Raw genomic sequence first — 20,610 nt, forward strand, 5'->3', positions numbered from 1 at the left:
AACAACTATACTCTCTACATGTCATTTATTGGAGCTGGGGCCATGTCCAAAATTGAGATAATAAAAGAGCGGCCGCGTGTTGAATTGCTGTTTGCTAAATATAAAGACCAGATTGGTGATGACTTTCCTGGCTATCGAAATCATGTTTATCGAACCATTACGTATGCAATGCATTTTTTGGGGAACGATGAGCAATATGAACAGCTGGTGGAAACGGCGTTTGTTTATCACGATATTGGATTATGGACAGATCATGAACTTGCGTATTTGGAGCCTTCGGAAGCATGCGCACTTGCTGACAACGAACATTTTGAGTGAGGACTTGACCCGGATGCTCTTAGTGGCGCGATTCATTGGCATCACAAGATATCGCCTTATAAAGGTCCGAATGAGAAAGTGATTGAAGCGTGTCGGAAAGCTGATTGGGTAGATGCAACCAAAGGCAGTGCACGTAAAGGATTAAGCAAAGAGGTCATCGCAGAAGTAGAGGCGGCCTTTCCGAATCTAGGCTTTCACGACACTTTGCTGCGCTTGGCGAAAGGCTATGGTGGCTCGACGTTGGTTGGCGGCATTAAAGTTACGTTGGGCATTGTGAAGTGGTAAATCTTCTCTTGCATTTAGCATGCGAAAAAAACATGCTGAAGTGATGCAGTTCGCTTCGGCATTTACGTGTTTTTTGGGGAGAAGAGCTTACTGTTAAGCACTGACCTCTTTTTGCATGATCTGCTGATTAAAGGCGAGGGGATCTTTCAATATGGCACGACCGACGGCAGCCAAATCGAGCCAACCGTTGTTGACCGCTTGGTCGAGGTATTCGGCACTCTCGATACCACCCACACCAATGATTGGGATACCCAAGTCAGCTTGTTTTAGAAAAGCGGATTCTGAGACTAAAAAGCCTTCGCCGCGGCGGTCTTTAGGACGGTTCCAACCACCAATACCCGATGAGACGTTAATCAAATCCAAGCCAGCGTTAATGAATAACTTACACACTTTCACCATGTCTTCTTGCGTTAATCCTTCTGGGTAAAGGTCCTGACCTGGAATGCGCACCATCATGCCAATATTGCTCTTGGCTTTGATTGCTTCGATGATCTCGACCACTAAACGAGAGCGGTTCTCTAATGAACCACCGTATAGGTCATCACGTTGGTTCGTGACTGGAGAGAGAACTTGGTTTAATCCATAGCCGTGTGCGCAGTGCAGTTCAACAAAATCAAAACCGGCTTTGTCGGCACGAAGCGCTGCATCGATGAACTGCTTACGCCAAATATGCATGTCTTCCAACGTCATCGCTTTCGGTTGCGGTAACACACGGTCGTAAGCGGGTACGGTTATTCCGGAAGGTCCCATTAAATTTGGACAGGTTTCTAACGTTGCCTTGCCACCGCAATGCGTGATTTGAAAGCCTGCTTTTGCGCCGTGATCGTGGATAACTTGGGCGATCGCTTTCATTCCTTCCACGCAGTCATCACTGTGCGCGCCCAATTGGTTCGGTTCACTTCGTCCAGAAAAATCGACAAAACTGTATTCAACCATAACAAGACCTGCACCGGATTGTGCCAGTTTGCCGTAGTGTTTTATGGTGCTTGAAGTTGCGAGACCTTCGGTAGTGGAGGTTTGAGATGCCATTGGTGGCACAACAACGCGGTTTTTCAAGTGGTGGTGCGCAACTGTCAATGAAGAGAAGCGGGTCATACGGTCCCTCGTAATATCTGTAATTCCGTCGTCATTTTAAGCCAGAGAGTGTTATTCATTAAGTGAAACTTAAGAACTAAAGGCCTAGCGTTATTACCCAAGAATTTTGAGGTTACTTGAGTATAATCAAAAAGCAGCCAATATTGACTGCTTTTCAGAGGCTTATCTTACGTAATCAGCGTTTCATGAGATCACCAGTTAATCGTTGAGCTATCAAAGCTTGAAAGGGTGTTGTTAAAACGCCGCTAGATCAGCGGCGTGTCTACTATGGTCGTTATTTGTAGCTGAGCTCTGTCGCTTTGCCCTTGAAAATTCGGTACACCATGAAGGTGTAAAGCAATATCATCGGCATAACAATCATCACACCGTAGCCCACAATCATTAACGTTGCCGGCGAGGAGGCTGCTTCTTGTGCGGTCATCAACCCCGGCACAACTTCTGGGAAGAAGCTGTACGCAAGACCGAGAAAGCTCAAGGCGAAAATGACGGTGACACCAAAGAAAGGCCAGCGCACACCCAGATCATTCACCATTGGAACCTGACGCAAATAGCGATCAACGAGGAAGATAGTTGCCAGCACAATCAACGGAATGGGTGCAAGCAACAAGACTTCTGGGAAGCTGAACCAACGCAGGGCGACTTGTTGATTTACAATCGGGTTTACAACGCTCACGACTAAGATTCCCAAAGCCGCCAACCAACCAGCACGACGAGACCAACGGGCCGAACGTATCTGTAAATCACCTTCCGTTTTTAGTACCAACCATGCGCCACCAATGTAAACGTACGCCGCTGTTACACAAAGTGCGCTTAACCATGCAAAGCCAAATGCTTCGGTTGATTGCTCAAAACCCATGATGTAACGACCGACCATGTAACCCTGAGTCAGAGCAGTGACTAACGAGCCAATTCTAAAACACCAATCCCAATGAGGTTTATGATCCGAGTTCGCTTTGGCGCGGAAGTCGAACGCCACGCCACGCATGATCAGAGCGATCAGCATGATGGCGGTCGGCATATAAAGCTCAGTCAAAATCAAGCTATGAGCGGTAGGAAAGGCAATCAGCAGAATACCAACGGCTAACACCAACCACGTTTCGTTTGCGTCCCAGAAAGGGCCAATAGACGCTATCATTCTGTCACGCTGAGCTTCATTGTCGCTCGGTAAAAGGATACCGACGCCAAGGTCGTAGCCGTCGAGCACGGCATACATAAAGACCGAGAAGCCAAGCAGCAGAAGATAAATTTCTGGTAGATAGTCGAGCATGATTAGGCCTCTTGTTGTGTCAGTGGGACTTCATGGGCTGCAACGTCTTTGCGCGCCAAATAGAACAGGGTATGGATGTACGCAACCAGCAGTGCAGCGTAAATGGCCAAATACATAATGAGCGAAGTCATCACGCTACTGCTCGCAACCGTGGTGACCGCCTCTGATGTACGTAGCACCCCGCTGACCAACCAAGGTTGTCGACCAATCTCAGTAACATACCAACCCGCAAGTGTGGCTATCCAACCAGAGAACGTCATGGTTAATACCGTGTACAGGTAAGGTTTAGGTAGCGCTTTTTTGCGTGCCAGCTTCACCGCGCCATACCAGCTAACCAGCAACATAAGGACACCTACACCAACCATCACGCGGAAACCAAAGAACAAGGGCTTCACTGGCGGGTGGTCAGGCGCAAACTCGTTAAGTCCTTGGATTTCGCCTTCTAAATCATGAGTAAGAATCAAACTCGCCAGCTTAGGGATGCCCACTTCAAAATCATTGCTGCGAGTTTCTTCATTTGGCATCGCAAACAGAAGAAGAGGCGCGCCTTGCTCGGTCTCCCACACGCCTTCCATTGCTGCAATTTTTGCAGGTTGATGTTCAAGCGTGTTTAACCCGTGAAGGTCACCGACAAAGATTTGAATTGGGATGAATCCAGCCGCAGCAAACAGCGCGACTTTTAGGCCAAGTTTGGCTGAGCGATGATCTGGCTTTTTCATTATTTGATAAGCCGAGATACCTGCAATCAAGAAGCTGGCAGTCAACGCCGATGCTAATAGCGTGTGTAGAAGACGGTATGGCAAAGAAGGATTGAAAATGACCTCTTTCCAACTGGTTACATGCACAATGCCGTCAATCACCTCATAGCCACTTGGGGTGTGCATCCAACTATTGAGAACCAAAATCCAAAATGCGGACATGCTCGTACCGACAGCGACGAGAACGGTGGCAAGAGTGTGAACCCATTCTGGCACGCGTCCTCGCCCAAAAAGCATCACGCCAAGGAAGGTCGCCTCCATAAAGAAGGCGGTCATGACTTCGTATCCGAGCAATGGTCCTGCTACGTTTCCGACTCGTTCCATAAAGCCTGGCCAGTTGGTACCAAACTGGAAACTCATGGTGATGCCAGACACCACGCCTAGGGCGAAGGTCAATGCAAAGACTTTGACCCAGAAGTAATAAACATCAAGCCAAACGGGGGCTTGAGTGCGGATATATCTCCATTTGAAAAACACCAACATCCACGCCAGTGCGATCGTGATGGTAGGGAAGAGAATATGAAAGCTGATATTGGCCGCGAACTGGATCCGCGACAACATGAGGGTATCTAACATCTTGGTTCCTCAAAAACGTGCCGTGCTAAAAAATCGTGTCTATCTGTAATTTAGTTACGAAAAATCGGGCAGTTTGGATTCATGTATAGAGAAATACAGGTAATTCTGTTTTCTTCTAACCATGATTTATATCAATTAAGACATAGAAAGGAGTGTAGGAAATTGTCTCAAAATGCCGCCAATAGTCGCGAGAAGTGAGTAAAAGAAAGGAAATGTAACGAGGTGGTTTTTGATGATAATGGATTCGAATTATCCTTAGTCTCACTTCGTAATATGTGAAATAAAATTACAAAAACAAGGTTTTTAGTAAGGATATTTCGCTTTGGGCTTTCATTTTCTACTCGCACATACGCTTGGAGTTGCAGCAAATATAGGGTTACATAGCGATAGGTTGCGAAGGAAAGTCAAATACTCGTGTTCTCTTATCAAACGGGACGAGCAAGATTATTTAAAATGAATAAATAGGGGTTGAAATCCGATTCTTCGAAGGCTAACTTCAACGCTCATTAATATTCTGATGCCTTCTTCCCAGTCGCCATTGTCATGACGACAGTCGCTATTCATCCTACGGTTACCTCCAGCACAGGCTTACCCAAGCAAAATATGGATGTGTACGCCTATTACCTCTATCAAACTCAAGATACCCCATTGATTAACTGGCTTCTTTCAGAGACCAAACTTCTTCTACAACACCGATTCGAGAATAACCAACGACCGATATAAAAGGGCGGAAGGCGAACATTACGCTTTAACAATCGAGGTTTACATGAACAACCTAATCGTATTTACAGGTGGCCCAGGTGCGGGCAAAACCTCTGTAATAGAAAAACTGATTGAGCTTGGCTACGTTTGCGCGCCAGAGGTGGGGCGCAAAGTGATCAAACATCAAGTTGCCATCGATGGTGACGCATTACCATGGAAAGACAAAGTCGCTTTTAGAGATGAAATGATAGTAGAGGAAAAGAAAAATCATGAGGCTTACAAGTGCCGTGATGATTTGGTCTTTTTCGATCGTTGTATTGTGGATTCATACGGTTATAGCCAATTAGAAAACTTACCCATTCCACAAGCATTAATGGATGCGTGTCAGCGTATACGTTACGCCAACCCTGTCTTTATCTTTCCGCCTTGGGAAGCCATTTTTGCTAATGATAAAGAACGAAAACAAGACTTTGCTGAAGCCGTAAGAACTTATCAAGCCATCGTAGCGGCATATCAGCAATATGGTTATGAGTTGATAGAGGTACCGACGGTGAGTATCGAACAACGCGTAGATTTTATTCTCGAACGCTTAAAAGATCGGCAGTTGATAAAGAATTCATAGAAGTTGCGAGTAGTAGAGTGAACTAAACCGGGATCACGCAATCATAGAGAGGGTAAGAGGAATTTACCCTTTTTACAGTAAGGTTTATTTAAGCAAAATAGGCGCTTAGCGAGACTAGAAAAGCTTAGAAACAAAGTTCTCAAATACGCAATGTTTAAATTTTTAGATTCAGATGTTATAACATAACAATTACTGTTTCCTATTATCCCAAGTACTATGAAGTTTGTTCGTTATTCACTCATTGCTGTCGCTGCTACCGCATTCTCTCTTGCAGCTTATCTCACCTATCAAGCAGAAACGAAACCAGAAGAAATCACCATTAAGGTCACGCCTTATTCCGAGCTAGAGAACGCTCACGTATATGAGGCTCAGACAGACGACACGGCACCAAGCGCCGAACTGGCAACACAAGATCACGACAACATTGCACGTATTCACTACTTCGTTAAAGTAGGTGACACACTCAGCACTATCTTCTCCTCATGGGGCGTCCCATACGACACCACGCAAAAGCTTCTTGAAGCCGATTTAACCTCCTTGAAACTCGACACCATCAAACCTGGTGACCACCTTGAGTTTGTGGTGGATAGAGACACCAAGACACTGCAACAAGTGATCTTCCACGAAAGCCTTGTCGAACGTTCGATTTATACACAAAACGACGATGGCACATTCGCTTATGACTTTGTTGAAGAGCCGGGTGAATGGCGCGAGGAAATGTACTCCGGTGAAATCAACGGCAGTTTCTCATCTTCTGCGCACCGACAAGGATTAACTACTACCCAGATTGCCAACATTACGCGCGTGCTTCGTGACAAAGTGAATTTTGCCCGCGAGCTGCGTGCTGGCGATAGCTTTCATGTGTTGGTGCGTCGTCAGTACGTGGATGACCACTTAACCGGCAATACCGAAGTGCAGGGCATTGCCATCAAGATGCGTGGTAAAAATGTAGAAGCGTTTTTGGCTGAAGATGGTCGCTTCTATGACCGTGATGGAAACAGCCTAGAGCAAGCCTTTAACCGTTATCCAGTCGACAAACAATTCCGACGTATTACGTCTCCGTTTAACCCGAACCGAAGACACCCTGTAACAGGCCGAATTCAACCGCATAATGGCACCGATTTCGCGACGCCTGTGGGTTCGCCAGTTTACTCAACGGGTGATGGCAAAGTGATTGCTGTTCGTAACCACCCTTACGCAGGCAAATACTTGGTGATTGAGCACAATAGTGTGTACAAAACTCGTTATCTGCACTTGAGCCGTTTCTTAGTGAAGAAAGGCGATCATGTTAAGCGTGGACAAAAGATTGCGCTTTCGGGTGCGACAGGTCGTTTAACAGGTCCACACTTGCACTTTGAAGTACTTGTGCGCAACCGTGCTGTGGATTCGATGACCGCCGATTTGCCGTTGGCAAGTTCGATTCCAAATAAAGACAAACCAGCCTTCTTAGCACGAGTTTCTGAGTTTGATGACATGGTTGCTACCGAGCAAAATGCAAGCAACGCAAAAGCGAGCGAGGGTAAAAAGACGTCTTAGACTCTTTGCATAGATCAATGAACAAAGGCAGGCTTCGGCTTGCCTTTGTGTTTTAAGAGCCATGTGTTTTATGAACTGGCTTATTTTAAGCAGCGTGTTGGTTTAGGGAGATTAGACAGACATTCACCACCTCAAACTCTATCTTGGTTGCGCGATGTGATACAGTTCGATTCGCATTCCTGCTGAAATTGACCAAAATACAAGTAGTAACGAGTGGAGGGTGAATGCAAATACCAACCGTAGGCTTTGACCATAAAAAATCGAATCAAGCAGAGATTGAAATCTTCGATCTAGAAAGCTTGCATGGCCAAGAGTACAAAAGCCACTCACCTCAAAAACCGCATCGCATTACCTTCTTTATGATGGTTTACATCGAAAAAGGCAGTGGTGTGCACATGGTGGATTTTAAGCAGTATCCGTTTGAATCTGGCAGCATCCTCTTTGTTCGTCGTGAGCAGGTGCAAGCCTTCGACTTGTCCAACAAGCCCTCCGGTAAAGTGATCATTTTCACCCAAGCGTTTTTAGACCAAGTGCATGCCAACATGCGTTTACCTAACTACACACCAACGCACTTAAACCAAGCTCGTTCACCATTATTGAACTTAGACGAAGCTACCTGCCAGAGTGCCAAACTGCTTATTGGTGAGGTTATCAAGGAAATTGAAAGTCAGCATTCCGACCCATTGATCGTCATGTATCTTTTCTCTTCTTTCGCTCTAATGCTGCATCGCCTAAGACCTGAAGAGAGGCACGATAAGTTAACCAAAGAGCAGAGCTACAAGCTTGCACGTTTCTTTGATTTGCTCCAGGCTAATTATGAACATATCCGTGATGCGAACTGGTATGCGGGGCAGATGGGGTCAACGTATAAAACGTTAAATGTTATCTGCAAGCTGGCAACCAACTTAACCGCAAAACAGATGATCGACGCGTTTGTCACAATAGAGATTAAGCGCCGCTTGGTGGTGAGTAACGTTACGACACAGCAGTTAGCTTTTGACTTTGGTTTTGAAGATGCGAGTAATTTTGTTCGATATTTTAAAAATCAAACTGATTTGACACCAAGCCAATTCCAGAAGCAGTACGCCGAACCACAGTTATGATGTTGAGTATGAACGCCTTTTTGTGTTCATGTTCGATATTGACCATTTTCCGACGCACATCCACACAGACGAGTCTTTGATTCATTCCTATTATTGTTCTCAAGCCAACAAGAGGAAAATAATATGAACAAATTGACTCGCTTTTTCGCTAGCTCTGTTATCGCATCCACCGTTTTTGCTAGTGCTTCTTTCGCTGTAAATGCCGATGAATTGTCGAATCGTGATAAAGCCGTCGCGGTTATCTCAAGCATTGAAACGGGCGACCAAAACGCGATTTCATACATCAATCCAAATAAGTACATTCAGCATAATCTTGCGGTTGCAGATGGTTTAGCGGGCTTTGGCGAAGCATTGAAGATGCTGCCAGAAGGCAGTGCTAAAGCGAAAGTGATTCGTACCATTCAAGATGGCGAATACGTGGCATTGCACACGGAATACGACTTTTTCGGACCGAAAGCGGGCTTTGATATTTTCCGTTTTGAAGATGGTTTGATCGTCGAACACTGGGATAACTTACAAGACGTGGCGAAACCTAATCCAAGTGGTCGCACTCAATTTGACGGTGCAACAGAAATTACAGATGTAAACAAAACGGACGAGAACAAAGCGATCGTTTCTGATTTTGTACAAACCATTCTGATGAAAGGGGATATGTCTCAGATCAGTAAGTTCATCGGTGATAAAGACAGTGACTACATCCAACACAACGTTGCGGTGGCCGACGGTTTGAGTGGCTTGGGTGTTGCATTGAAGCAATTAGCGGAAGCGGGCATGCCCGATGGTATACAGCAAGAACCATTTGATTATCGGTGAAGGGAACTTCGTGTTATCAGTAAGTGAAGGTCAGTTCATGAACCAACATGTCGCGTTCTATGACTTGTTCCGCGTCGACAATGGCAAGATTGTAGAGCATTGGGACACGATTGAAGCGATTCCACCGAAGTCTGAGTGGAAGAATGGCAATGGTAAGTTCGGCTTTAAATAGCATCTAAAGACAACATGCACGAAAAAAGAGAGTCACATTGTGGGCTCTCTTTTTTCGTTTAAGCGAGTTACATACCCAATAATAGTTCGAAAATAAATCAATGTGATACAGGTGTAAAATAAAAATAGCGTAACTTTGGCTTTTGTTTGTACAGAAATTAACGACATTAAGTGATAACTGGATTATTAAGGCATTTATGAGATATGAATAGAATTAAGGCTCTATTTTTTCTCTTTCGTATTTTTGTTGTAGCGCATGAAAAATGTGTGACTTTAATTCCAGATAATTTTTTTAAAATCGATTTATTTGATTTTTTTCACTTTTACACTCCTGTTATTTGTGCTGGCTATTAAATTAGTTTAATTATATCTTCCACTTATTTATTGTGCGAAAAATACTACAACAAAAAAACAGTTAAGTTAATGTTTTTACGGTTTTATTTAACTCAGAGGTAGTTCTTTTTGTTGAATGTGAAACGAGGCTTTTGTTGCTATCTTGCTGTTAGAACTCTAGAAGTTGCTGTCTATTTTCTCAAAACAACGCCTTTCTTTTGATTGTGGCAAAGCTACTGTGAGTTAAATTAAAATAAGCTAATTAAGTTTATTCTTTAACATGAATTTAAACATGCTTGATATAATAATTAGCTTTATAAAATGGAGTGATTATTCGCTATGAAAGATAAAGTTTGATATTTATCCCAGAAGTAAGAAGGAATTTTTGCCTTGGTTATTTTTATTTATAAATTAAGTGTGCTTGCAAAAAATAAATGAACCGTTAATTGCAGGTCTTTGTGCAGTACCTAAATAATTAATATAAGACTAAGGACTTAATTATGTATCTAAGAAAGAGCAGTGCTACGCAGGCAAACTCCATTGGTTATCGCACGTTAGGGTTAACAATGCTTTGTTCTGGTTTATTGTTGAATCCGATTTCACAAGCCATGGCAGCGGAATTCAGCACCGATGCGGTTGCACAATCAGAAAGCGAATACTGGAGCACCTATAAGTTAGACATCAAAAACACTGGCTCAGACAGCGCAGACATGCGTGAGGCGGTGATTGAGTTCGTACTGCCTGTCGCAATTAACGACATTGGTTGGGCATCAAATCACCTTTCATACCCATCATGGGAGATTGCTCATACAACACAAGCTGACGGCGTATTGAACGCTGTGACGCTCAAGTTCCCAGCAGGCTCTTGGGTAGACAGTGAGTTGGCGTCTGGTGAGTCGGCTGCCTTAACCATCTCTTTTGGCGGTGAACTGAAGGATCTCGATGCGTTTGAAAAGTCCGTTGTGGTGAAAGTCGATGGTGAAGTTGTTCCTCCACCAGAGTTCTCATTGGATATCTTAGCGCCGGCACAAAACTCTGTGGTTTACACTGGCTCGAATGTAGACATCATCACGAGCGTAGAGGGTGAAGGTGCAAGCAAGCTAGAGTTCTGGGTCAACAATACCAAGCTGGCAGAACAACCTGTAGTAGACGGAACGACCGAGTATCAACAAGCTTGGCTACCAGCGGAAATTGGTGCCGCTTCAATTGCTGTCATGGCGTTCAACGAGAGTGGCGAAAAGCTGACTGAACAATCGGTACAAGTCACGGTTGAATCAGAATCTACCGCGCCGAATCCTCCTGTGATTGAGTTTATTTCGCCGGATGCAGGATCTTCTCACCAAAAAGGTGACACGATTACGATCTCAGCCAATGTCAGCGATGCGGATGATGACTTAGCAACCGTAAAATTCTTTGCTAACGATGCTGAAGTATGTCAGTTAGACGCGAAAGTGACTCAAGACTTCTCATGTGATTGGACTGCACAAACTGCGGGTTCAGCAACGCTTCGCGCAGAAGCCCAAGATGACGAACAACATGTTACTCGCAAGAGCCTAACCATTACTGTGACGGACACGGGCACCAGTTGTGGCGATGTTCCTCAATACGAAGATGGCGTGCCATACAAGGTGGGTGATGAAGTTACCAATATCGGCAACATCTATTCATGTACCGTAGCCGGTTGGTGTGGAAACCCAGTTTGGACGCCGGGGACAGGTCACCCAGATTATCCGGATGCGTGGAAAGACGCGTGGGACGAAGTAGGGCAATGTGATCCTAACCCAGTTCCAGTGGTGGATGTTCAATCTCCTCAAGATGGACAAAAAATTGCACCAAACCAAGCGTTCGATGTGATTGTTGATGCGACTGACGATACTGAAGTTGCTCGTGTTGACGTTCAGTTGAATGGTCAAGTGGTGGCAACATCAAGCACTCCTACACAAGGCGATACCTACACCATTACAGTTCCTGCACAAGACGAAAGCCAATATACGCTAACCGTTGTCGCTTACGATGACCAAGGTGCCAGTGCAGAAGCCGCACCAATTTCTCTGGCGATTACCGATAAAGACTTGGTGGTTTCGCTGTCTTCTCCTGTTGATGGCTCGAGCTACTTTGAAGGTCGTGCGATTTCAATCAAAGCAGACGCGAAGAGCTACGAAGGTGATATTACTTCAGTAAGCTTTATCGCAAATGGTAATGAGCTATTCAAAGACACTGAAGCGCCATACGAATACGAATGGCTAGGTGCACAGAAGGGCGCTTACACGATCACGGCTAAAGCGGTAAACACAGCAAGCCAAGAGCAAACTTCGGCAACGTCGAACATTACGGTCAAAGAAAGTACAGGTGGCGGCGGTTTAGCCGATAACCCAGATCGCTCTATCAGTTACCTAACATCTTGGGGGTTGAATGACTACGAGCAGTTGTTCAATTCAGAGGGTGATGGTTACCTATTGTCATTTGGTAAGTGGGACGCGAGCGGTAACATCACGATCTCTGATGGCATGCTAACGCCACCAGATTACAATCCGGATTGGATGCCAACACAGTACCTAGCTTGGTCAACGCTTAAGCATGACAATGAAAACGTGACTATGATGGTGGCATTTGGTGGTCAAACGTACGAAAGCATATGGTCAGCGATCAGCACGCCACAAAGCCGTGAAGCGGTCGCAACTGGATTGATTGATTTGGTACATACGCCATTCCCTGTGTACAAAAAGAATCTGACACCAGAAGAGATGGAAGGTGAATGTCTTGCATCAAAACCTGATGGCAGCTGTGATTACAGTAAGTACCAGCTAGCAGGCTACGTGCACATTGACGGTCTAGATTTCGACTTCGAGAAAGCCGCTCGTATTACGGATAAAGAGAACCAAGATCTGACTGCTCTGATCAAACTGATCCGTGAGAAAGTAGGCAATACGAAAGTGCTGTCTCTGACGACTTACCACGTAGGTGCAGACCCAGTTGAGTGTATGGATGCGAGTGTGTTCGAAAATTGTTCTTACATTGAACCATCAGGCCGTTCATCTCACCACGGTGAAGTGATCGATTTGCTGAAAGCAACCAAGAACGACTTCGATTTCTTCAACGTAATGACATATGACGCAGGTCGAAACTTCCTCTACGACGTCGCGATGGCGAACTATGCTGAATATATTGGAGACAAGTCGAAGATTGTTTTAGGTAACACGATCAACAGCCAATGGGCGCCAGGTGGCAACTTTGTTGAAACGCGTCAAAACAACCTAGACCGTGCTAAGTGGCAGAAAGATAACGGTTACGGTGGTTTCTTCATGTGGACGCTAGGTTCAAACAACCAAGGTTTGAGCATGGCAGAACAAGTTGACTACTTTAACGACATGATCAGTGTAAGCAAGTAGTACTCACCTCATCTTGTAACCTGCTTGAACGACGGAAGGCTCTCATGCCTTCCGTTATTTCTTCAATCTTCATCATGGGAACGCTTCTCGCTCGCCGTATTCCCATGCACATTCCAATTGAAATTCAGTGGTGACAATATGTCAAAACTAGATTCTGGTCAGCACCAGAAAGCGATTCCGCACGCCCAAAATAAAGCATTCAAACCGAAAAATGACTCGCCCCAACGCCAAAACAATACGTCACAACACTATGACGCGTTCAGTAAATGGTTACATTGGATAATGGCGGTGATCATCATCTATGCCACCATTGCTGGTTATGGCATGTTGTTTGTGATGGATATGCCGCAACTGTTTCATGTGTTGTCGACGCTCAACATGTCATTCGCGACCATTGCGGCGGTGTTGCTCATCGTGCGTTGGGGTTGGTCATTCTTTCGGAAGGCACCAGAGTTACCAAGCACTATACCTAGTACGCAGAAAAGCATCGCTAAATTGGCCCATGGCACCATCTATCTTGTGATGTTTGTTGTCTTTGTCAGTGGATTTTTAATGCTTAAGCACGAGTACCCATTCTTTTGGCTGTTTACCATTCCAAACCCAATTTCTAATGCCGAAGTGAATGAGTTTTTCTTTATGGTTCATCGAGTTGGTTGTGCCACATTAGCGACGCTGGTGGCATTGCACGTCGCAGCTGCGTTGAAACACCACTTCGTAAGTAAGAATGATGTGTTAAGAAGCATGGCGCTGACTACGTCGAAGCAAAATTGATAGCAGGGAAACCGGCGCTTTAACGCACATTGAATAAAGCGTTTTAAACCACAAGAAAAAAGGCTTGGTGAGCCTCCAAGCCTTTGTTTCGCGTTATCAAGCCGTTTTGGGCTAAATAACTACTTTTTAAAGGTGAGATTCAGAGTAAGTGGAACTCGGTCTGAAATCTTAATCCCACCAACTGTTGCTGCAAGGTTCGTTAAGTTGTCAGTCGGGATACCAAAATCGCCAGCACCGATGATGACAGGGGCACTCGAACTGACCATTACCGTATTACCTGCATTGAGTACCACGACTGGGAATTCGACGGATTTCGTCTTACCAAACAGCGTCACTTCAGCCGGTACTTTTACTTTGTGTGAGCCTTCACCCAGAGATGCCCAATCTACTTTGCCTGTCACTGTTACTGGCGCGTGTTTTGCAGATTCAAAGAAGATCTCGTTCAGGCGCGTATTACGAATTGGAATGCCTGTATTGATGCTGTTTAGGTCGATAGCCACATCAAACTGCCCATCACTGTTGAGTGTGCCGGAAAGGGTGTCAATGGTCGCGGGCTCAACAATATATTGCTTTTTGATTGTTGCGAAACTTAGGGAAGATAGATCGGAATCAAGCGTGTAGCTGTCTGCAGCAAATGCGGCACTAGAAAACAGTGCGACCGCGATGCTTAGTGTTGAGAAAGCCTTTTTCATTATTGTTAACCTTATTTATGTTGAACGATGGTTCCACTTGATAGTAGTTCGGATTTATAAAAGTTAATAAGGAATTAAATCGATTGATTTGGGTGATTTTTTCGATGTGATTGAGTGCTCAAATGTCATGGTTTGATATCAATACAACTGATGTTATGTCTGCTTTGAATGTCAAAAATACGCTAATTAGCAATAACTTAATAAGCAGGTGCGAATGTGTGAATTTATTTCTAATTGATGATTCGCGACTTGCTTAGGTTGCCGTTACACTGTTCGCACATTTTATCATTCGTTAGGTTGGTTGGCTTATGTATACCGTTGGGATTGTGTTGTTTGATGATTTCACAGACGTAGACTTTTTCTTGATGTATGACCTGTTAGGAAGGACGCAAGACAGTTGGACAGTCAAAGTGCTAGGGACCAAGCCAGAGCATGTTTCTCATCTAGGTATGACGGTAAAGACGGACGGTCATATCTCTGAAGTTGCAACGCAAGACGTTGTGCTTATCGCGAGTGGCAAGAAAGGCATACCAGCAGCGCTTCAAAATAATGAGTTCATGTCCGCGATGAAGCTCAACCCAGACAGGCAGCTAATTGGCTCTATCTGCGCGGGTTCTTTTATCTTGCATGAATTGGGCTTGCTTGACGGTAAAAAGCTCACAACCAACCCAGATGCTAAAGCGGTGTTAAAGGGCATGGGAGGAGACGTTCAAGATGTTCCTTTGGTTATTGAGGGTAATATTGCAACGGCGGGAGGTTGTTTATCATTGATGTACCTCATTGGTTGGTTAGCAGAGCGCCTGTTTGATTCTGATAAGCGACGCGAAATCCAAAACCAGTTGATACCAGCAGGGCAGTTGGAGATATTCGAGTCTCTTATCGCGAACACAATCATGGAAGCAGAAATGCTTAACCAAGTGACTTGCTCAGCGGAATAAGCAATAACTCTGATTTTCCCTTTGTGACTGAACACAAACTTGTTCACTAAACCGTTGAATGTACGGGGAAGTGTACTAGGTTTTATATAAGCGCTTGTTTTATGTGACCGCGGCTATCTAAGCCATCGGTCTTTCATTAGGTGCGGATAAATACTGTGTTGGGTCCATCAACGCGTCATCGATTATCGGATTACCGATAAATAAGAATATGGCGCGAAACCAAAGGGAAAAACAGTTGAGCAATCCAAATGAAAATTTAGAGAAAGTACTGGCCAAAGCGTTTACCACGTCTTTGATTCGATTCTCAGTCACGACGCTGATCGTTATTGTCTGTTGGTGGGCGTTTTTACCATTTCTTCCTATCTTACTTTGGGCGCTGGTGCTTGCCATTGCGCTCTATCCAGTCAAACTCGTCATTGAAAGAAAGCTTGGATTAAGCTCGGCTCGTGCTGCAACACTAATTGCCATCATTGGTGTCTTGATTCTTGGCACGCCAACGGCCATGGTGGGTAATTCTTTTGCATCGAAAACACTCGGTGCATTTGAATCTTATCGAGATGGCACTTTGGTCATCGCTAAGCCTGCAGACAGCGTCAAAACTTGGCCTTTAGTTGGTGAAAAAGTTCATGCTGTTTGGTATGAAGCTGCGGATGACTTACCTACATTTATCGAGAAACGCCAGCCTCAAATTAAAGGTTTCTTTAGTTGGTTTGTCGATAGTGCAACGGGGGCCGCTAAAAGTGTATTCATGCTCATCGGTGCTATTATCATTGCGGGTGTCATGCTAGCTTGGGCACAACCTGCTGCAACGTCGATACGTAAGATCTTCATTAGTTTTACGGATGAGGTGAGAGGGCCAGATTTACATCAACTCACCACGGCCACCATCAGACAAGTCGCTGTAGGGATCATTGGTATAGCGTTCTTAACGGCAATGGCATTTGGTGGTGTAGTTGCGTTATCCGGTGTGCCAGCAGCGGCTTTGTTTACACTCATTGCGTTGATATTTGCGATTGTGCAACTGCCAGTCACCATTATCGCGCTAGTTGCCGTGGGTATATTGTGGGCAGGAGATAGCGGCACGGTTCATAATGTTGTCTTCACGGTTTTGCTCCTTGCTGCAAGTTTAATAGATAACTTCTTAAAGCCGTTAATTCTTGGCCGCGGCCTCGAAGTTCCTATGCCTATTGTTCTTATTGGTGCAGTGGGCGGTATGATGTCGGGTGGTATTCTTGGCATGTTCATTGGTGCTGCGTTCTTAGCGGCGGGTTACCAAGTATTTATGAAGTGGGTAGACACAGAAACCCAAGACGTTGCTGATGTGATTAAGGATGCAGGAACACAAGGACAAGAATCTAGGAAGTAGAAAGACGAACGAGATACTCAATTGAGCAAAAGACGGTACTGATGGCCGTCTTTTTTGTTGTCTGTGAATTGAACCGTTCCACACAAAAATTTACCGTTTGGATCAATCTTTTTAATCAACGCAATCGATCGTGTCGATCAATGACATCGATCGATAGAAAATTAATCAATTTTGATAAAAAAGTTTTGTCTTAACGATACTCATTGGGCATCGACGGTTATTCTATTATGCGTATAATCCCTGTTTCTTGATTATCGTAATCATAATAATTGTGATAAGAAAAGAAATAACTGAAATATAGATGGAATTTTGAGAATCAAATAAAGGATATGGAGAACGACACGAACTGGGAAGGTTACAGTGAACAAAAGCATCAAAGTAGTATTAGTCATGTCGATACTAATATTAACCGAATTCCTTGCGACTGAGTTGAGTCGAATTAATAACCAAAAAGAATCTGCAAATGTAATCAGTACGATAAACAAAGAGATGAAGAAGGTTTTTAATGACGCGTTAATCACGGCTGAAGTCTTGAAAGAAGTCGTGGTGCTTTCTGAAGACAGCAGCATCTCACTTGAAGCGTTTAACAAACTGAGCCGAACTCTGTTGTTTTCCTATAGTAACGTTGATTCTTTGCTCTATTTGCCACAAGGCGTCGTGACGCTTGTCTACCCATACGAAGAAAACAAACGAGCGATTGGTCACAATGTGCTTCAAGATCAAAGCAGAAGGCTAGGAGCAGAGCAGTCGATTAATTGTCGTAAAAATACGGTAATTGGTCCGGTTAAGCTTGTTCAGAATGGTAAGCAAGCCTTTATCCTTCGTAAAGCAATTACTAATGAATCTGGATTTATTGGTTTTTCGTCTTCCATTATTTATTTAGAAACCATTCTAAATTCATTAGAAAGTATTCTGGAAGATAAAAATATATCTAATTATTCGATTGTTGGGTTCGATCCGGATAATCGTAATTTTCATGAAAAAGTGATCAGTAGTAAAGGTCATATTGATTGTGATGTTGATATCAGCATAGTGACAATATTTAATACCAACTGGCAGGTCTCAATTTCACAAAGCGACTCGGGATTACTGGGTAGAGCCGCTATATTCTCGACGTTGTTTATTACATTGCTTTTAATTATGTCTCCCGTGAAGTTTTTCAATCAGTATCGACGGTCTGAAAAACAGCGTTTCGATCTACAAAACGAAGCATACACAGACTTCCTTACTGGCTTGTTGAATCGCCGTGGCTTAGAAAATCGATTTTATGCGTTAAAAGAGCAAGAGGTTTCCGGTTCTATTGCCGTTTTTGATATCGACTTCTTTAAAGCCATCAATGATACCTACGGCCACGAAATTGGCGATGTGGTTCTGGTTCAGTTTGCTTTACTGTGTGGGGCGAAGACCGATTTGAATTTTACTTTGTCACGTACTGGTGGCGAGGAATTTGTTCTTCTTATGCCTGGTGTTAAGAGCTCAGAAGCAACGTTGTTCTGTGAGGAGCTTCGACAAGAGGTCGCTGCTACTCCAATTCTTATTAATGATTTGAAGATAGAAATCACCGTGAGTATTGGTGTTGCTCATTTTGATTCTGCTGATGGTATAAGAATCGCTTTAGCTGAAGCGGATGAAGCGCTATACAAAGCTAAGCAATCTGGCAGAAATCGGGTTTACGTGAAAGCTTGATAAAGCCCCCCGGATATTGGTAGTAAAGCTGGTCTGATGAGTTCTTGTATCCTAGATGTGCGGTAGCCATTTCTACTACAATGCTCGGCCTTTTAAGCAAGACCTCTCGGGCAAAGTAAAGTGAGTAAGCAGTACACTTGTGACGATTTGGTATTCGACATCGAAAAGATGAGCGTCAGAACAGATCGTTTAGAACGTTCATTAAATTACAACGAATGTCTTTTATTTAAAGCGTTTCTGGACAATGCAAGTCAAGTTCTTGATAAAGAAACGCTCAAACAAGCAGGGTGGCCGGATACCATTGTAACGGACTCTTCCCTGCAAAAGTCGGTGCAAAAGCTGAGGCTTGCCATTGCTATCTCTGATTGCGTAGAGCTACGAACCATTGCGGGTGTCGGATACATGCTCTATTGCAGCTGTGCGGGAGCCAATGAATCAACGTCAACTCGTCGTGCTTTCAATTCACTTACGTTAGCGAAAGCCTTGCTGGCGTCTGTTTCTCTAGTTCTCATAGTGTTGTCTTTCTTCAATTTCTCTAGGGTCACCAACACGCATTTGGTTTCTTATCGCCATGATGGTTATGAGATCATGGAACTCAACCACCATCGGGTACTTAAGCCAAAAGGGATGGTATTACCATTGAAGATAGAATCTTTAATTGAACATTCCAAATGTGATTGTTTCTATTCTGTGGCACAAACAGAAGGACTTTACACCCTATCGGTTTACGACAACGTGCACCGACGTAGCGAGAACTATCTGTTTGAAGTGGAGACACTCCCTAAGGTAATTAAGGAGCTCGGATGATACGCAGTTTGAGACCTTGGATTGGTTTGTTTTTACTCGCTTCTATGCTTTACAGTGTTTCGTTGTACGTGAGTGGTAAGAAGCTTCTGCTTAGTGGAAGATACACCACCACCGTACAACAATACTCAGCGGACAACGGTGTTTGGAAAGAACGCATAGAAGTTGATTTAAATAACGAAAACCTAGAGTCAACGATATCCATAGAGGGAGATGGTCTAGAGGGCGTTGCGCTCTTTGCGGTCACAGGTAAAATCACCAAGTCATTTAATGGCGAATTTGAGTTTTTCTATAAGACTGAGCCGATTCAAACGACTAAGGTATTGGATGGTTACCAAGCGGCGAGCTACAGCTCCCTGTTTCTTTCTGGTACGTCTAAGAACCAACTCATCTATCACGATGAAAATCTTGATGTGATAGCGAGAGAACGAAACCACTTAATGCTGAGCCGAGTTTGGTAATTATTTACTTTTTAAAACGAAAAAACTCCCGGTTTCCCGGGAGAAGAAGCCAACTAAGGTTGTTGTTATTAGAAGTGGTATTTCACATTTGCTGTTAGCAGTACTTCGTCACCAATCTTATATGATGAAGTATGTTTCTGGCCGTTGTAGGTCTCTGAATATTCGACCTCATTTGTGTGGTGCAGGTAGCTTACTTCAGTACCCACGCTCCAAGCGTTAAAGCGGTAGTTTAGTCCTGTTTGCGCGCCCAGAACGACGCCATTTAGCTCGTCCGCACCATCAGAATCTGAGTTATACATCTCGTAGCCAAGCTTGCCACCAATGGTCCATGCCAGTTTTTGCGTGATAGGTACAAGGTAATCGTATTGTGCGTATAGCGTGCCAACTTCAAGGTCATCGTCGCTGTAGTCAAGACTTACTCCGCGGTAGTCGTAACCGATGCTGAACTGATGCGCTTGGTTAAGGATTACACCACCTTCCACGCCAAATACCATTGATGATTTTAGGTCTAGGTGCTCTTCTTTTCCGTCATATTTCGATTCAGCTTGACCACTTAAGCGTGCGCCAGCATCAATACCAACAAACGGTTCGTATTTTACTGCTGCGTTAACGTTGAACGTTGTTGCTGCTGTTAATGCTGCTAGAGCGAAAAGTGCTGCTGTCTTATTTTGCATCATGTATTTCCTAGTGTAATAGCTGCTAATTGATAACTCGTTGTTACCTTTGTGCTCTTTCACATCGTGGTGAAAGTGGTGGCTAAGCTAGATACTGATGAACAAAAAGAGAAACGAATTGCGCAGAATGTTGCGGAAAAAAGGTCAAAGTTCGTTTTTATAATAATTTATGGTTTTTTGCGCTTTGGTAAGCGGCTGAAAATTCGTACTTTTAATGCTTCCTACGCAAACCTATCGTTGTAATACGGGA

General features: G+C 44.2%; 17 protein-coding genes and 1 pseudogene. 13 read left to right on the forward strand and 5 right to left on the reverse strand.

The genetic code is table 11. The annotated features are described in order from the left end of the window. Window positions 1-42: 42 nt before the first annotated feature. Window positions 43-318 (forward strand): hypothetical protein, encoded by a 276-nt coding sequence (locus BCT11_RS28315; RefSeq protein ID WP_241908987.1) that lies wholly within the window; start codon window positions 43-45, stop codon window positions 316-318. Window positions 319-396: 78 nt separating this feature from the next. Further along, window positions 397-603 (forward strand): hypothetical protein, encoded by a 207-nt coding sequence (locus BCT11_RS28320; RefSeq protein ID WP_241908988.1) that lies wholly within the window; start codon window positions 397-399, stop codon window positions 601-603. A 93-nt stretch (window positions 604-696) separates the two neighbouring features. On the opposite strand, the gene BCT11_RS05930 is transcribed toward BCT11_RS28320, so the two are convergent. The 3 genes from BCT11_RS05930 to BCT11_RS05940 all read right to left on the reverse strand — a co-directional run bounded on the left by BCT11_RS05930 (window position 697) and on the right by BCT11_RS05940 (window position 4,299). Further along, the gene (locus tag BCT11_RS05930) at window positions 697-1,698 is read right to left on the reverse strand and encodes an NADH:flavin oxidoreductase (protein WP_102387603.1); all 1,002 of its coding nucleotides are present in this window, start codon (window positions 1,696-1,698) and stop codon (window positions 697-699) included. A 274-nt stretch (window positions 1,699-1,972) separates the two neighbouring features. Beyond that, entirely contained in the window at window positions 1,973-2,965 is a 993-nt protein-coding gene (locus tag BCT11_RS05935) for a cytochrome d ubiquinol oxidase subunit II (protein WP_102387604.1), read from the reverse strand. Window positions 2,966-2,967: 2 nt separating this feature from the next. After that, on the reverse strand, window positions 2,968-4,299 hold the full coding sequence (locus BCT11_RS05940; RefSeq protein WP_102387605.1) for a cytochrome ubiquinol oxidase subunit I: 1,332 nt from the start codon (window positions 4,297-4,299) through the stop codon (window positions 2,968-2,970). A 766-nt stretch (window positions 4,300-5,065) separates the two neighbouring features. Between BCT11_RS05940 and BCT11_RS05950 the strand changes: the two genes are divergently transcribed. From BCT11_RS05950 to BCT11_RS05975, 6 genes and pseudogenes are all read left to right on the forward strand, one after another. Next, entirely contained in the window at window positions 5,066-5,623 is a 558-nt protein-coding gene (locus BCT11_RS05950; RefSeq protein ID WP_102387606.1) for an ATP-binding protein, read from the forward strand. A 216-nt stretch (window positions 5,624-5,839) separates the two neighbouring features. After that, entirely contained in the window at window positions 5,840-7,159 is a 1,320-nt protein-coding gene (locus tag BCT11_RS05955; RefSeq protein WP_102387607.1) for a peptidoglycan DD-metalloendopeptidase family protein, read from the forward strand. Window positions 7,160-7,383: 224 nt separating this feature from the next. Next, a complete protein-coding gene (locus BCT11_RS05960; protein WP_102387608.1) occupies window positions 7,384-8,262 on the forward strand; it encodes a helix-turn-helix domain-containing protein in 879 nt (292 codons plus the stop codon). Window positions 8,263-8,385: 123 nt separating this feature from the next. Then, window positions 8,386-9,247, forward strand: a pseudogene (locus BCT11_RS05965) (hypothetical protein). 832 nt (window positions 9,248-10,079) lie between these two features. Continuing rightward, on the forward strand, window positions 10,080-12,968 hold the full coding sequence (locus BCT11_RS05970; RefSeq protein WP_102387609.1) for an Ig-like domain-containing protein: 2,889 nt from the start codon (window positions 10,080-10,082) through the stop codon (window positions 12,966-12,968). Window positions 12,969-13,106: 138 nt separating this feature from the next. Further along, window positions 13,107-13,739 (forward strand): cytochrome b, encoded by a 633-nt coding sequence (locus BCT11_RS05975; protein ID WP_102387610.1) that lies wholly within the window; start codon window positions 13,107-13,109, stop codon window positions 13,737-13,739. Between the two features lie 119 nt (window positions 13,740-13,858). Here BCT11_RS05975 and BCT11_RS05980 read toward each other — a convergent pair whose 3' ends face one another. Beyond that, window positions 13,859-14,431 carry a YceI family protein gene (locus BCT11_RS05980; RefSeq protein WP_042602864.1) on the reverse strand — a complete coding sequence of 191 codons (573 nt, stop codon included), beginning with the start codon at window positions 14,429-14,431 and terminating at the stop codon, window positions 13,859-13,861. Between the two features lie 308 nt (window positions 14,432-14,739). Between BCT11_RS05980 and BCT11_RS05985 the strand changes: the two genes are divergently transcribed. The 5 genes from BCT11_RS05985 (at window position 14,740) to BCT11_RS06005 (ending at window position 19,686) form a co-directional block, all read left to right on the forward strand. Beyond that, window positions 14,740-15,369, forward strand: a complete 630-nt coding sequence (locus BCT11_RS05985; protein WP_039977452.1) for a DJ-1/PfpI family protein — start codon at window positions 14,740-14,742, stop codon at window positions 15,367-15,369. Window positions 15,370-15,604: 235 nt separating this feature from the next. Beyond that, window positions 15,605-16,735, forward strand: a complete 1,131-nt coding sequence (locus tag BCT11_RS05990) for an AI-2E family transporter (RefSeq protein WP_042603037.1) — start codon at window positions 15,605-15,607, stop codon at window positions 16,733-16,735. 360 nt (window positions 16,736-17,095) lie between these two features. Continuing rightward, complete coding sequence (locus tag BCT11_RS05995) at window positions 17,096-18,421, forward strand: diguanylate cyclase (RefSeq protein ID WP_102387611.1); 1,326 nt, start codon at window positions 17,096-17,098, stop codon at window positions 18,419-18,421. Between the two features lie 120 nt (window positions 18,422-18,541). Further along, window positions 18,542-19,228 (forward strand): winged helix-turn-helix domain-containing protein, encoded by a 687-nt coding sequence (locus BCT11_RS06000; RefSeq protein ID WP_054755272.1) that lies wholly within the window; start codon window positions 18,542-18,544, stop codon window positions 19,226-19,228. Beyond that, the gene (locus BCT11_RS06005; RefSeq protein WP_038878050.1) at window positions 19,225-19,686 is read left to right on the forward strand and encodes a hypothetical protein; all 462 of its coding nucleotides are present in this window, start codon (window positions 19,225-19,227) and stop codon (window positions 19,684-19,686) included. The genes BCT11_RS06000 and BCT11_RS06005 overlap by 4 nt, the downstream gene beginning before the upstream one ends. Window positions 19,687-19,754: 68 nt before the next feature. Here BCT11_RS06005 and BCT11_RS06010 read toward each other — a convergent pair whose 3' ends face one another. Continuing rightward, window positions 19,755-20,360 (reverse strand): transcriptional regulator, encoded by a 606-nt coding sequence (locus BCT11_RS06010; protein WP_038871729.1) that lies wholly within the window; start codon window positions 20,358-20,360, stop codon window positions 19,755-19,757. Window positions 20,361-20,610 lie beyond the last annotated feature (250 nt).

Source organism: Vibrio sp. 10N.222.52.B12 (assembly GCF_002875385.1).
GTDB classification, from domain to species: Bacteria; Pseudomonadota; Gammaproteobacteria; order Enterobacterales; family Vibrionaceae; genus Vibrio; species Vibrio jasicida.

Excerpts from the sequence above, each read along its gene's own strand:
- BCT11_RS28315 (WP_241908987.1), top strand. The coding sequence starts at position 43 with ATGTCCAAAATTGAGATAATAAAAGAGCGGCCGCGTGTTGAATTGCTG.
- BCT11_RS05930 (WP_102387603.1), bottom strand. The coding sequence starts at position 1,698 with ATGACCCGCTTCTCTTCATTGACAGTTGCGCACCACCACTTGAAAAAC.
- BCT11_RS05935 (WP_102387604.1), bottom strand. The coding sequence starts at position 2,965 with ATGCTCGACTATCTACCAGAAATTTATCTTCTGCTGCTTGGCTTCTCG.
- BCT11_RS05940 (WP_102387605.1), bottom strand. The coding sequence starts at position 4,299 with ATGTTAGATACCCTCATGTTGTCGCGGATCCAGTTCGCGGCCAATATC.
- BCT11_RS05950 (WP_102387606.1), top strand. The coding sequence starts at position 5,066 with ATGAACAACCTAATCGTATTTACAGGTGGCCCAGGTGCGGGCAAAACC.
- BCT11_RS05955 (WP_102387607.1), top strand. The coding sequence starts at position 5,840 with ATGAAGTTTGTTCGTTATTCACTCATTGCTGTCGCTGCTACCGCATTC.
- BCT11_RS05960 (WP_102387608.1), top strand. The coding sequence starts at position 7,384 with ATGCAAATACCAACCGTAGGCTTTGACCATAAAAAATCGAATCAAGCA.
- BCT11_RS05970 (WP_102387609.1), top strand. The coding sequence starts at position 10,080 with ATGTATCTAAGAAAGAGCAGTGCTACGCAGGCAAACTCCATTGGTTAT.
- BCT11_RS05975 (WP_102387610.1), top strand. The coding sequence starts at position 13,107 with ATGTCAAAACTAGATTCTGGTCAGCACCAGAAAGCGATTCCGCACGCC.
- BCT11_RS05980 (WP_042602864.1), bottom strand. The coding sequence starts at position 14,431 with ATGAAAAAGGCTTTCTCAACACTAAGCATCGCGGTCGCACTGTTTTCT.
- BCT11_RS05985 (WP_039977452.1), top strand. The coding sequence starts at position 14,740 with ATGTATACCGTTGGGATTGTGTTGTTTGATGATTTCACAGACGTAGAC.
- BCT11_RS06005 (WP_038878050.1), top strand. The coding sequence starts at position 19,225 with ATGATACGCAGTTTGAGACCTTGGATTGGTTTGTTTTTACTCGCTTCT.
- BCT11_RS06010 (WP_038871729.1), bottom strand. The coding sequence starts at position 20,360 with ATGCAAAATAAGACAGCAGCACTTTTCGCTCTAGCAGCATTAACAGCA.